11 protein-coding genes are annotated in these 14093 nt (G+C 58.5%); 9 read left to right on the forward strand and 2 right to left on the reverse strand.

Annotated features, from left to right (window positions below):
• Positions 1-3: 3 nt before the first annotated feature.
• On the forward strand, positions 4-2430 hold the full coding sequence (locus tag GL286_RS10180) for a beta-mannosidase (RefSeq protein ID WP_155095442.1): 2427 nt from the start codon (positions 4-6) through the stop codon (positions 2428-2430).
• A complete protein-coding gene (locus GL286_RS10185; RefSeq protein WP_155095443.1) occupies positions 2430-3473 on the forward strand; it encodes a LacI family DNA-binding transcriptional regulator in 1044 nt (347 codons plus the stop codon). Before GL286_RS10180 ends, GL286_RS10185 begins: the two co-directional genes overlap by 1 nt.
• A 2-nt stretch (positions 3474-3475) precedes the next feature.
• Here the strand turns inward: GL286_RS10185 and GL286_RS10190 are convergent, their stop codons facing one another.
• Positions 3476-4117 (reverse strand): NHL repeat-containing protein, encoded by a 642-nt coding sequence (locus tag GL286_RS10190; protein ID WP_155095444.1) that lies wholly within the window; start codon positions 4115-4117, stop codon positions 3476-3478.
• 9 nt (positions 4118-4126) lie between these two features.
• Positions 4127-5650, reverse strand: a complete 1524-nt coding sequence (locus tag GL286_RS10195; RefSeq protein WP_246184902.1) for a winged helix-turn-helix domain-containing protein — start codon at positions 5648-5650, stop codon at positions 4127-4129.
• Positions 5651-5677: 27 nt separating this feature from the next.
• Here GL286_RS10195 and GL286_RS10200 point away from each other — a divergent pair, with 27 nt between their 5' ends.
• The 7 genes from GL286_RS10200 to GL286_RS10230 form a co-directional block, all read left to right on the forward strand.
• Positions 5678-6367, forward strand: a complete 690-nt coding sequence (locus GL286_RS10200) for a DUF899 domain-containing protein (RefSeq protein WP_155095445.1) — start codon at positions 5678-5680, stop codon at positions 6365-6367.
• Positions 6368-6639: 272 nt separating this feature from the next.
• Positions 6640-9606, forward strand: coding sequence for an ATP-binding protein (locus GL286_RS10205; RefSeq protein WP_155095446.1), 2967 nt, complete (start codon positions 6640-6642; stop codon positions 9604-9606).
• Between the two features lie 3 nt (positions 9607-9609).
• Positions 9610-10785 (forward strand): YcaO-like family protein, encoded by a 1176-nt coding sequence (locus GL286_RS10210; protein ID WP_155095447.1) that lies wholly within the window; start codon positions 9610-9612, stop codon positions 10783-10785.
• Complete coding sequence (locus tag GL286_RS10215; RefSeq protein ID WP_170295131.1) at positions 10775-11542, forward strand: TfuA-like protein; 768 nt, start codon at positions 10775-10777, stop codon at positions 11540-11542. Before GL286_RS10210 ends, GL286_RS10215 begins: the two co-directional genes overlap by 11 nt.
• Before the next feature lie 66 nt (positions 11543-11608).
• Positions 11609-12817, forward strand: coding sequence for a gluzincin family metallopeptidase (locus tag GL286_RS10220; RefSeq protein ID WP_211596264.1), 1209 nt, complete (start codon positions 11609-11611; stop codon positions 12815-12817).
• Between the two features lie 14 nt (positions 12818-12831).
• Positions 12832-13338, forward strand: a complete 507-nt coding sequence (locus GL286_RS10225; RefSeq protein WP_155095448.1) for a hypothetical protein — start codon at positions 12832-12834, stop codon at positions 13336-13338.
• Between the two features lie 427 nt (positions 13339-13765).
• The coding region (locus GL286_RS10230; RefSeq protein WP_155095449.1) for a winged helix-turn-helix transcriptional regulator at positions 13766-14093 on the forward strand (328 nt) is incomplete at its 3' end.

Here is a 14093-nt window from a genome sequence, read left to right on the forward strand (position 1 = left end):
GAAATGACAGGGATTTCGTTGGACGCGGGCTGGAGCCTGACGCGCGCGGACGGTGGCGCCATCTGGCCTATGGATTTTCCTAACGACATCCATTCGGTCCTGTTGAAACAGGGCGTCATTCCCGATCCGTATTGGCGCGACCGTGAGACCGAACTGGATTGGGTCCATGACAGCGAGTGGCTCGCCTCGCGCGAGTTCGACTTTTCAGGAACGTCGGGCCGCTACACGTTGACACTCGAAGGCGTCGACTGCCACGTCAACGTCGTCCTGAACGGCACCGAGATCGCTCAGTTGGGCAATCGCTTCATGCGCCATGATCTGGACGTGACCCAAGCGCTGCTTCAAGGAGCGAACCGGATCGAACTTCGCTTCCGGTCGAATTCACGGATCGCACAGGCAAAGGCGCAGGCATTCCCATTTCCGGTGCCCCATATCCATTGGAACAACCGACTGCCGCATTACAATTTCTTGCGTAAGCCGCAATGCGATGCGGGCTGGGACTGGAACATCGCACTTAGTCCCATCGGCGTGCATGGCGGCATCCGGTTGCGACGCAGCGAAGCAATCCGGCTGGATGACGTCATGCTGCGGCAGATCCACAAGAATGGTCATGTTCGTCTTGAGGTCGATTTCCTGACCGATGTCTCCCATCCCATTGAGGCCGAGGCCGTTCTACAGGTCTGCGGCCAGACCCAACGCAAGACCGTGCAACTCTGGCCGGGCCAGAACCGCAGTACCCTGTCGGTCGGAATCGAAAACCCCCGGCTATGGTGGCCTGCCGGACATGGACCACAGGATATGCACGATCTGGAGATCCGCATCGGAGATCAGGCGCGCCGCTATCGCATCGGCCTGCGCCAGATCGAACTGCTGACCGGTCCCGATACCATCGGCAACCGGTTCGCCTTCCGCGTGAACGGTCGCGAGATATTTATGCGAGGCGCGAACTGGATACCTGCCGATGCCCTGCCGACCCGAGCCACCCGCGAGGTCGTGGCAGATCTGCTGGATAGCGCAGCGCTGGCGAACATGAGCATGTTGCGCGTCTGGGGTGGCGGCACCTACGAGCCGGATTTCTTTTACGAGATGTGTTCCGAACGCGGGTTGCTGGTTTGGCAGGACTTCATGTTCGCCTGCAACCTTTATCCGGCGGCAGACCGGAAATGGCTGGACGGCGTGCGTATTGAGGCCCGCCAGAACGTGCGCAGGCTCTCGGTCCATCCCTGTATGGCGCTGTGGTGCGGCGACAATGAACTGGTCGGCGCGCTCGGCTGGTTTCCCGAAAGTAAGGCAGATCGCGACCGCTATCTTGCCATGTATGACCGCTTGAACCACGCGCTTGAGGAAATCGTGCAGGACGAGGCGCCGGATATCCCGTGGTGGCCCTCGTCTCCTTCGGTCGGCCCGCTGAATTTCGGCGACGGCTGGCACGACGACACCCGCGGAGACATGCATTTCTGGGACGTCTGGCATTCGGCGAAGGATTTCGCACATTATCGCAGCGTGAAACCGCGTTTCTGCTCGGAGTTCGGGTTTCAGTCATTCCCGTCCGCGCGCGTGATCGAAAGCTTTACCGAGCCGGCGGACCGCAATGTCTCGTCTCGGGTCATGGACGTTCACCAGCGCAATCCCGGCGGCAATAGCCGCATTGTCGAGACTCTGGCCCGCTATTGCACCTTTCCGGACAGTTTCGACGACATGATCTGGCTGAGCCAGATCGCGCAGGGACTGGCGATGAAAACCGCAATCGAAAACTGGCGCTCGACCAAGCCCCGCTGCATGGGCACGTTATACTGGCAGTTGAACGACACCTGGCCGGTCGCAAGCTGGTCCAGTCTGGAATATGGTGGCGGTTGGAAAGCGGTTCACTACATGGCGCGCCGCTTCTACGCTCCGGTCATGGTGACCGCCCAGCCCGACGCCGGAACGGGCGGCATTACCCTTGTCGCGATCAACGACACGGATCAACCCGTCAGGCTAGATGTTTCCGTCCGTACGGTTCGCATCGACGGAGAAATGCGGCCGCTGGGACAGTGGAGCCTGTCCACCCCACCCGACCGCGCTGTCGAGATCATGCGCCTGCCCGCGAACACCGTGCCCGATGGTTCCTTTTTGCATTTCGAATGGACCGATAACGGCCTGCATCATGGCGAGAATGAATACCTGCCGAAGCGGCCCAAGGATTACGACTTCGGCAATGCTTCCATCATGGCGCAAACAAGTGTTTCGGCGGACGGCGTGCCGCAAGTCCTGTTGACCACCGACCGTCCGGCCCTATGGGTGACATGGGATCTTGGCGGCGATAGGATCTGGTCCGACAATTGCATCACCCTGCTTCCTGATCGCCCCCGCCTGTTGACGGTTATGCGCGAAAGACAGGCCAAGCTTCCGATCCGGCCTCCCGAGGTGCGGGCAATGAAAGGTCGATAATGGAGCGGTCCGCCTCAAGCACCCCTTCGGTCACGCTGAAGACGATTGCAAACGAATTGGGCGTTTCGGTGACAACCGTCGCGCGGGCGATGAAGGACGGCCACAAGGTCGGCGCCGACATGATCGTCAAGGTACGCGAAACCGCTGACCGCTTGGGCTATGTCCGCAACCTAGAAGGAGCCAAGCTGCGCACGGGCAAAACATTGATCGCGATGGCTTTCCTGAACTTCACCGAAGAGGAAGAGATCGGCGATTCCGGCGCGGTCGGGCTGCTGAACGGATTTCACAAATGCTTTGCCGGAACCGATTACGCGGTGCGCGCGGTGCCCGCCGCCCGCGACGGGATGGCGGTGGACCGACTGCGTGAACTGGTGCGCGGCAGGCTTGCGGACGGGGTGATCCTCGACCTGATCGAGCTTCAGGATGCACGGGTCCGCTACCTGCTAGAGGCGGATTTTCCCTTTGTAACCTATGGCCGGACCGAGCTTTTCTCGGAACATGCATGGTTCGATATCGACAACGAATTTGCCGCTTGGCAAAGCACCGACGCGCTGTTGCGCGACGGCTTCAAACGCATCGCCCTGATCGACGGAGATACGCGCTATACCTTCGTCCGCCAGCGGGTACGCGGCTATGAGCGGGCGTTGCGCGAACACGGGATCGAGCCGGACCCCGGCCTGCGCCACCATTCCGAGCTGGCAGCCGATCTGGCCCGCGGCTCGGTCGGTCCGCTGCTTGATCGCCGAGCAGACGGATTTGTCTGCGCGAACGAACTGACTTTTCTTGGCGCCCGTGCCGGTGTTCGGGACCGCATCGGCGACGAGGTTCGCCATATCGGCTTTGCCCTGCGTTCCGGCACCCAGATCGGCAAATACGTCTCGACCAAGGTCCATGCCTCGCATTATTCGCATATCGCGACCGGGCGGGCATTGGCCGAACTGCTGCTTAAGCAGATCGACGGGGCCGATCCGCGCGAGTGTCAGCAACTGGCAAAGACGACGTTGATCACCACAGAAAACAGCAGCGAGGCACTTATCGCGTAGGGTCAGTCGGCGGCGGACGACACCCTGCGCACGACCCGCAAGGTGGCGCTTTTCCCTCCACCGCAGAAGAAGCGGTCCGCCCCATCCGATTCAAGGCCAGAAACTCCGATATCCTCGGGCATTTCCAGACAATCCAGCAACTCGCCCGAGTCCGGATCGACGCGGCGGATGTCGCTATGACCTTCCTCCCATGTGCCATGCCACAATTCCCCCTCGACCCAGGTCACGCCGGTGACAAAGCGGTCCGATTGCAGCGTGCGAAGTACTGCGCCGGTTTCCGGATCGATCTGGTGGATCGTCCGGTTGCGGTATTGACCGACCCAAAGCGTCCCTTCGGACCAAGCCAGCCCCGAAGCTTCCTCCGCACCCGGAGCAGGTATTTTCGCCAGAATTGCACCCGTTTGAGGGTCGATCTTGTGGATCACGGATTTGGCTATCTGGAACAGATGCGTGCCATCAAAGGCAGTCCCCGCATCTGCGGCGACATCCAGCACGCGCAGCACCTTGCCGCTGTCGGGATCGACAGCATTCAACCGCTCGCCCGTCGCGACCCAGACATGGCGTCCATCAAAGCTGACACCATGCACGGCCTCGGCATCCGGAAACGGTCCGAACACGTCGATGATTTCGGCTGCATGTTTCATTGGTCCTGCCTATTCGGATGGAAGCGGCGACGAGAGCAAAAGGTTTATCGGGAAACCCGGCACCTTCGAGATAATCCAGCGGCGGGCACGGCCACGACCGAACCATTCGACCTTACCCTGCCGGTGCAATGTTTCAAGGGCGCGCTGGGTGGTTCGTGGACTGACATCCAGTGCCAGCGCCAGTCCGGAACTGCTCCATGCCTCGCCATCCGCCATAAGCCCCAATAGGTCGGCGTGTTCTTCTTCGACCGGCGGGGCCAATACGGCGGGACAAAGCTGATCATGCGGTGCAAGCACGAACCCTCTGCCCGTCGCGGTGATATTCGCGAAAGGCGAGATTTCCTTTCGTAACCGTGCCATTTCGACCCGCAATCTCGCACGGTGGGATTCGTCGCTGTGGCGGGCACGAAAGACGCGCTTCAAAAGCTCGTCGCGTGGAACATCATGGGGCCATGCCTCGGCCAAAACCCGCAGCAATCCGAACAGGATCGGACGCCTCCCCAAAGAAATGATGGTCCGGTCCCTTCGAACAACATTCCGGCTGGCGTCAACGATCAGCCTGCCCGAGGCAAACCATGCCTCGACCTCGGCCAAGCTCAGCATGCGATCACACCCGTCGGCGACCAGGCAGGCAGCCGGAGCGTCGAACTTCCGGATCGCAGCGTCAACTTCGGTGCTTAGCGAAGGGATGCTCAGGCGACGCGCGACATCAAGCGCGTGATCAAAGGCAGCCCGCGCCGCATCCGCCTGTATCCTGCGGATCGCGATGCCAGCGACCACCAGCCAGTAACCTCCGCGCGAAACCTGTGGCAAGGCGGCAAGATCGACCATCCCAAGGCAGCTTTCCGCCTCGTCAATCCGACCCAGCAGCAGCGCCAGTCGTGCCTGAAGATAGGCCGAATGCGCCGCGTTTCTCTGGTCCCCATGCGCGATGAAACTGGCCCGCGCCTTGGCCAAAGCCTCGGACGTTCCGCCAAGATCGCGCGAGACCAGCGCAATTTCGGCCGCGGCCAACCTGCAGCGGGCGACTGACAGGGGCTTTCCCGAACCAAAGGCGCGGGCGGCAGCGCGAAGCAATTCGCGCGACCTGTCCAGATCACCCAACTGGGCCATCGCAATACCGCGCAACGCCAGCGCCGGAGCATCATTGCGCAAAGCAACCCGCTTCAGCGCCACCAACGCCTTGCCGCCGGCAAGTTCCCTCGATGCCGCGTCGATCACACTGTCCATCGAAATCCCGTCACGCTTGTTACTCTCACCCGCGCCGCGACCTGCCGTAAATTCCACAAGATCGGTACGACCATCGAACAGGAGCCTTGGAATGGCAACGTATCCGGACAGCATTGGATGGCTTGCCCATGCCGCCTCACCGACATTCGCGCTGATGGCGGGAATATCAACTGCCGATAATCCGGCATTTTGCATGACCGTATCCGGTTCGTGGCCGGTGAACAGCATGACCACGATGTACCTGCTGATGAGCGCCTTCCACTTGCCGCCATGGCTGCGGTTGATCCGCGCCCATGGACTCAACAAACCGAACTTGAAAGGAGAATGATCATGAAACCTGCAATCGCATCACGCGGAGAATGGCTGGACGCACGCAAAGCGCTGCTGGCCAAGGAACGTGCCCTGACGCATGAACTGGACAGTTTGAGGGCCGAGCGGCGCAAGCTGCCTTGGGTCCGTCTGGATAAGGCCTATGTCTTCGACGGTCCGAACGGCTCACGCTCGCTGGATGACCTGTTCGAAGATCGCAGCCAGCTAGCGATCTATCACTTCATGCTTACGCCGGGTTCGGACCATATCTGCGAAGGCTGCTCGTTTATCGCGGATCATATCGACGCGGCACGGCAGCATTTCGAACATGCCGACCTGTCCTTCGCTGCCGTCTCTCGTGTTCCGGTGGAGCGGATCGAGGCGGTCAAGGCCCGCATGGGCTGGGCTTTCCCATGGCTTTCGTCAGCGCGGAACGACTTCAATTTCGATTTCTCGGTGTCGTTCACCCCCGAGGATCGTGAAGCCGGTCGCGCGATCTACAACTACGGCACGGTGATCCGGAACAGTCCGGATATGTTCGGCACAAGCATCTTCGCCAAAGACGAAGCAGGCGAGATCTACCACACCTACTCGACCTATCACCGCGGCAACGAACTGCAGATCGGCGCGTTCAACTGGCTTGATCTGACCCCCAAGGGCCGCAACGAAACCGGCACGATGAGTTGGGTCCGTCTTCACGACGAATATTGATCGGACGATGGCGGGTAACGCTGTCTGGTTATTCGCCATCGTTAAACGAACGCTAGTCGGCACGGGCACCGAACGGGAACCGGGCTGCACAATAAGGCAAAGCTTGGTGCAATTCAGGAACCGCTCAGCCAGCTGATTCAAAATACATTACTTCGGAAATTTGTAATCCACGAGTATATGACAACCGCAGGAGGAATGCCGCACAAACCCCTTGCATGAATTGCAAGAATCATGGTTCGCTTTGGGCACTTTGACATTGGACAGCATGCGCAATGAAGAGTGCCGAAGTACGATTGCGCCTTGAAGGAGAGCGTCGGCAGGTCACGGCCCTGTTCTACGACATTGTCGGATCGACCGAGATCCTCATGCGAAGCGACCCCGAGCAATATTTGCGGTCCGTCACGGCCCTGAACGCGGCTGCCGAAACGATCGTCACCAATTTCGGAGGATTTCTGTACCAGAAACTGGGTGACGGGGGGTGCTGCTTCTTCGGCTATCCAAAGCAGTCAGAGGATGCCGCCGAGAATGCGATTGACGCGGCACTGGAATTGCTGCGGAAGGTCTCTCGGCGGACACGAAAGGCAGCGGATAACTTTGATCTGCGGATCGGGATCGCGACCGGTGTGGTGGTGTTTTCGTCGAATAGCGACGAAATCGTTGGAACGGCTCCGGTTCTTGCCGCGCGGCTACAGGCCGAGGCCGAGGCTAACTCGGTTCTGGTTGCAGAAACCACGTTCGAACTGACCCGCAGCAAGTTCGTTTACAACCGCATTGGCGAGGTGAAGCTGAAAGGGTTCGCGACGCCCAATATCCTGTGGCAACCCGAAGCAAAGCGTCAGGGCCCAAGCCAGCAGGCAGGCAATATCAACCGCGCGATGGTGGGGCGCGCGCAAGAGCTGGCTACCTTGCATAGCGCTTGGAAAGCAGCACGGGCTGGCAACGGTCAGGCATTCGCGATCATCGGTGAGGCGGGGATCGGGAAATCGAGACTCGTCTCGGAACTTCTTGGCAGCGTTGAGGGAAAAGGCGTTGTTCTGCAGTGCAACAAGCGTTTCGAAGGCCAGCCGCTTTACCCGTTGGTCACATTTCTGGACAATTTGATCGACTTCAGCGCGTTGAAAGCCGCTGGATCTGATGCATTGGGTGATGCATTTCGCGCCGCAGGAATCGACATCGACCTCGCTGCGGTCGAAACCATGCGCGGCTTCGCGGTCGCGCGATCAGGTGCCTCGGCTAGGAATATCCGCGTGACCGACATGACCGGCAGCGTCTTTCGCAACAGTGTGATCGATGCGGCAATCCAAGTCCTATGTCCATGTATGTCAGCTGGCCCCATCCTGATCGTCATGGAAGACGTCAACTGGGCCGACGAGATGACGCTGGAATTGCTGGACCGGCTCAATGCGATGGCCGCCACCTTGCCGATCCTTGTCGTCGCGACCTCGCGCCATGCACGTGCCGATGACACGGCAACAGGGTTATCGCTGGGCGGCCTTCCTCCGACGGAAATGCGCGATCTGATCGCCGCTGTCTGGGAGAGTAAACCACCGGCAGGCCTATCGGATTTCGTTCTGAAGCAATGCGATGGCATGCCTCTTTATGCCGAGCAACTCACCGATTTTCTGCGCGCCAAGTACAATGCGGATCAGCATGTCACGGCATGGAAAGATCTGTTGGCCGAGGGCGGGGTATCGTCGCTGAATGACCTGCTCTCCTCGAGACTTGCCAGTGCTGGCGAGGCGCGGCGTGTCGCGCAGTTTGCAAGCGTGATTGGCCGGAATTTCACCAGCGATCTGCTTGCCAAGCTTCTGCCGCAACCGGATCGCGACGGATTGGCAAGCCATATGCAGGTCCTGTCAGCCCTTGGCATCATCGAGCATTCACCCAATCAGGCCGAGGGATACCAATTCCGGCAAGCACTTCTGCAAGAAGCCGCTTACAACAGCCTGCTGAAAAGCGACCGCCGCAAGATCCACGAGCGCATCGCGAACCTTCTGGTCGATAAGACCGTGCCGCCCCTGCCTGCGGCAATCGCGGCATGGCAATGCGCCGAGGCCGGCAGGCATGCCGATGCCGTCCAGTTTGCTTTGAAAGCTGCCGAGGCCTGCGTGCTTCAGTCTGCGATGAAGGAAGCCTCGCTCTCGCTCGACCTCTGCGGCAGGGAAATCACCCGAATGTCGCGGCGCCACCCCGAGCGCCATGAGTTTTTTCTGACCATGCTTGAACTTCAGGCCGTGGTCGCGACTGCTCTGGAAGGGGAAGGATCGGATAAGGCCCGCAGGATCTATTCGCGGACCATGCAACTTGCGCGTCTACGACCGCCATCGACGCGGCAAGGGCATTTTCCGGCCTATTGGGGCTGGTGGTTCACCGCGCCAAACGTTCGTACCCAGCAGCAGCGCGCCCGCATCCTTGTCGATGACATGAGAATGGTCAACGATGGCGAGGTCAGGATGCAATCCTTTCACTGCGCATGGGCGACAAGCTTTCACGCGGGCGATCATGCGTTCTGTCTTGATTGCGTGGAACAGGGCCTAGAACTTTATGACCCGGATCTCGCGGTCCGAAATCGGGCCTTTTTTGGCGGCCATGACGCCAAGATCTGCGGTCTGGGAGAGCGCGCGCTGTCGCAACTCCTAACTGATCGGGTTGAGGCGAGCGAAGACGCGATCAGCCAATCCCTAGACTATGCCGCTTCGATCGACCATGTCGGCAGCCTTGTTCACGCGATCTATTACGCGCTTGTCCATCGCCACTGTCAGGGCCGCTACGAGGAAGTCCATGTCCTTGGCGAGCAGATGTTGATGCTGGCCGAAAAGCATGGTCTGGCGGCAAGCAAGGCGCGCGCCGAGATGTATTGCGGCTGGGCCGAACTTATCGGTGCGAAAGACAAGCGCGGCGCAATCCGGTTCCGCGAGGCCCTTTTGCTGCACCAACGCACGGCCACGGACGACAATCTTTCGATCCACAGCGACATGCATTCGCAGGTGCTGGAAATGACCGGCCATCCAAGCGAGGCCCTGTCGGTGATAGAAGCCGCGATCAATCTGGGCCGGAAAAGCGGTCAGACCTTCTGGCTGGCCGAGCTGTATCGTAGAAAGGCGCAACTGCGGCAAAGTCTGGGAGATCGCCCTACCAGCCTTCGGCGCGATCTGGCACATGCCGTCAAAATCGCAAATTCTCAGGGGGCGGCATGGCTTCTCAAGCGCGCTGAAGCCGATCTGGGGCGCATTGGTTAGCAGATGATCCAAGGGCCGACGCCATTGACCGGAGAGCAGCTGGAATTGGCACTGGCGAGTCCGGTTCGACCGGAACCCGACCCGATGCAGACCGTTCACCGGATACTTGCGCGGCGACGAGAATTCGGGATCACACGTCTGGGCACGGTAACACGGCTGGATCGCATCGACATCCCCGTGGCGCAGACGGTGCGGCCGTTATCGCTGTCCGTGAGCGTCAATCAGGGGAAAGGGCTGACCTACCCGCAAGCTGCGATTTCGGCGCTGATGGAATCGCTCGAAGGCTGGGCGTCCGAGCGAATTGCCCCTGAGCGGGTCGAGATGGGCGATATCCGTTCGATGGACACAAGCGACCTTTGGTCCCACCTTCCGACAGATCGCCAAGGTGACGTGCCAATTGGATGGGTCAAGGGCTGGGATATTTTCTCGTCCCACGAGGTTTTTGTGCCTTTGGCGCTGGTGGATACGGCCTATACGGTCCCCTCACCTCATCCCGCCTGGTTGCCGCGAAATACGTCCGGACTTGCCGCAGGAACAAGCCTGCTTGGCGCCATTCAGCACGCCTGTTTCGAGTTGCTCGAGCGGCACTCTCGCTGCGCCGCCATGAGAATACCGCATTTTTTTGACCGGTTTCAGGTGGACAGCCGCTCTGTCGTCACTGGCAGTTCCGGAGCAATCCTCAGCATGCTGCGTGCCGCTGGCTGCGCGGTCGGAATTTGGTCGATCCCGACAGGAAATGGGCCGCCTGTCTACTGGTCCCATGTGATGGAGAGTGACCGCCACGCCCCCTTGGCCCCTTGGCCAGCCGAGGGGTTCGGCTGCGATTTCTCGCATGACCGCGCGCTCGCCAAGTCGTTGCTTGAGGCCTGTCAATCCCGCCTCGGGATCATCTCGGCCGCGCGCGAAGATGTCACCGCGCAGAACTACAACTACCAAGACGTCGCCGACCTTTCGGCTTGGCGGCAACAACTTGCGATTTCCGCTCGGCCATTTCAGGCGGTTGACGCACCACTAACGCATTCCACCCCATTGCCGCATCTCGCCGAGTCACTCCGCCATGCCGGAGCAAGGGCGATGATTGTCGTCGTACTACATTCGGATGAAAGCATACCGTTGCATGTGGTCAGGGTTCTGACCCCACCGCTAGAGACCGATCCGGAGTATCAACGTGGCGCATGACACACTCGTATTCCTTGGTCCGACGCTAAACGTTGCCACTGCAACGCAATATCTGAATGCCCTATATCTGCCACCGGCGGGAAACGGCGATATGATCCGCGCGGTGATCGAGCACACCCCCAAAACAATCGCACTGATTGACGGTGTGTTCGCCCAGTCACCTGCGGTTCGCCATAAGGAAATCCTTTGGGCAATGTCGCGCGGTGTTCATGTCTATGGAGCCGCCAGCATGGGGGCAATCAGGGCTGCCGAGTTGGAGGATTTCGGCATGATCGGATATGGCAAGATCTTCCGTTGGTATCGCCGGACCCCGTTTGCAGATGATGCGGATGTCGCGGTCGCAATGGCGCCTGCCCAATTGGGCTCATTTCCCCTTGGTGTTGCTCTGATTGATGTAAGGCTGACCCTGAAAAAGGCGGCCCGTTTGCGTATTATCGATTCAAGGCTTCAACTAGCGTTAGAAACCTTGGCCAGATCAATCCACTATACAGAGATGACTTATCAGAAACTTTTATCGAACGCCGTAATTAACGGGATACGGCCATCAGATTTGGACAGAATCACGAATTGGCTTACAGACGGAAGGATCCAGCAAAAATCCGCAGATGCCATCGCCCTGTTCAAGCATCTGGCACAGCAACGACACCTGACAAAAGCGCATAATAATCCCCGTCCCTTTGAAGCCACAGAAGCCTTTGCTCACGACATGGCTTATTACGATTTGGCCGACGAAGTTATGGATGCGCGAAATCGTTGATAAGTCGTTATGTTTAGTCTATGGTCTGATTAGACCACCACAAAAAGCGGGCGACGGGGGACGGCATTGGATGCCATGGGAAGTTCCGTGGAAGTGGGCCGTCGGTCGGATTCTTCATCCGTCCTTGGAACACGTTTCCTGATTTATCCGCAGCCTCCATTTGTCAACGGTTACGATAAGCCCGAGATGGTCTGGATTGGCCGCTCTGCCGGACCTATTCTTGCTGGGCCATCAGATGATCGAATGTATATCGCAAATCCCATCGACCCAAAGCGCCCATATGGGCTGCCTTTTCTTCCGCCTTATCTGGGGCCTCTCCGCCCTCCGGTCCGACCCGGGCCGGACGGACATTTTGACCAGATCCTGCCCGGGTCTCCGGACTTCCTATCCGTGCACAGCTATGCCTGCTGTCGTCGTGTTCTGGACATCTGCGAGGGATATGTCGGGCGCAGAATAGATTGGTTCTTCGACGACACATTCGAAAGGCTGGAAATCGTGCCCCATATTCCGGATTGGGACAACGCTCAGTCTGGTTATGGCTTTCTCGAACTCGGCGATTGCGTACCTCCGACACCCACGTCGAGTTTCGCGTTAAATTTTGACGCCATTGCCCACGAAATGGGGCATCTCATCCTACTCAGCGAACTTGGCATTCCTGATGGTGACGGCGATGACGCCGAATATTTTGCCTATCATGAATCTGTCGCCGATTTTTTATCGCTGATCTGCCTTTTGCATTTCGATTCGGCAACCGATAAAATTCTGCGCCGAACCGGCGGAAATCTTCTTATCCATAACGAGTTGGACCGGTTTTCCGAACTTAGCGACGAAAAACAACTCAGGTCGCTGAACCATACGCTCCGGATGTCGGATGTCAGCAATGAGGTTCACGACAGGTCGAAACCTTTCTCGGCGGCACTCTTTGACAGCCTTGTCGAAGTATATCAGACGTTGCTATTCGAGCGCGGAATTGCCGACCTCGATCCGAACCAATTCGAAGATTTGCGGCTGGAAATGGCTCCTGCCCTGATCGAACAGGCCCTTCGCCGTTCCAACCCAGATTACGAACGGCGACATTTTGCTAGCAAGGCCGCATTACAGGATGCCCGCGACATCATCGCCTCAAGCCTCGTCAGGTCGTGGCCGCTGATTGATCCTAATACCCTGACTTTCACCGCAGCCGCCGAGGCTTTCTTGTCTGCAACCTACGAGGGCCCCGCCCGTCCCTATCTCGCGCAAATCGAGAGTTGTATCTCTTGGAGAGAAATTTTGTAACGGAGATGGTAACAATGACTGACGTAACTGTACCCGCACCGCAACAACAGGGGACATATTTTCCCGATATGGTGATCCTCTATGGGGTCAAGCTTAATACCAACACCTCTTATGGCGCGTTCGACGCCGGAGACAACGGTAAATCGGTATTGCGAATGCAACTATTCCATTCGAATAAGGAGGAAAGCGAGGGTAATTATTCGATTGTACTCGGCTACGGTTATGCATTCGAAGGGAATTGCTATCGGATGGACGCGAACAGATTTTTTATCGTGAAAGACACAAAAGCTGAAGCAGCGGTCGGCTGTGGCTTCGATCTCGCGGGTAGTTCAGGGAGCACCACCAGTAAGTTCAGCATGTGGCGGATCCGTTCGTCGGAAAAACTGTTGGAAATTGGTGTGAACGCAGGTGATTTCAAATCTCTTGTTCTTGACGGGAACGTTCCCGGAAAGAGATCACCAGCATCCTATGCAATTACCGCCTCCCTTGCTCATCGGGACGGTCGCTTTAGCAGGGAGTGATCTGCCAAGGGACTTTCTGTCCACTTCCGATTTGAGTCCAAGTCTTGGTCTGCCCACAGTTCCCCCCGCTATGGCGCGTTGTTCTGCAACTATCGACCCAACGCGGTGTCAATATTGCTGATCACCTCGATGCTCACATCCGAGATTTCACGGTGCAGGATAGTGAAAACCGTGCCTTAATCTAATCGCCGACGTGCTCGGAGCGATCACGTCTGGAAAACTCGTATCTCGCAGACCACCGCGATTCGCCGCTTCGGCTCTACCGGATCGGTGCGGCGGGATTTGTGGTGATAGCTCAACCAGTCAAAGCACCGATTGTTGATTTCCACCCAGAACTGAGCCGGAAAGTCGCCTAATTTTCACTGAGAATTGAGCCATGTGAACCTTCCCCCATAGCGGTGAGCGACGGGGCAACGGAGTGATCCGCATGGGACTTTTCGCCATCATCCGGCGAATGCACATGCGGCAGAGGCTATCGATCCGCGAGATCGCGCGGCGCACGGGCTTGTCGCGCAACACGATTGCAAAGCATCTGGCAGCGGAGACGATCGAGCCGAAGTTTTCCATACCGGAGCGTCCAAGCAAGCTTGACCCTTTTGCCGAGAAGCTGTCCGGCTGGCTGAAGACGGAGGCCGGGAAGTCGCGCAAGCAGCGGCGGACGCTGAAGCAGATGCACGCTGATCTCGTCAAGCTCGGCTTCACGGGCTCCTATGGTCGGGTGGCGGCGTTCGCGCGGCAATGGCGGTTGGATCGCC

This window comes from Paracoccus aestuariivivens, from assembly GCF_009711225.1.
GTDB classification, from domain to species: Bacteria; Pseudomonadota; Alphaproteobacteria; order Rhodobacterales; family Rhodobacteraceae; genus Paracoccus; species Paracoccus aestuariivivens.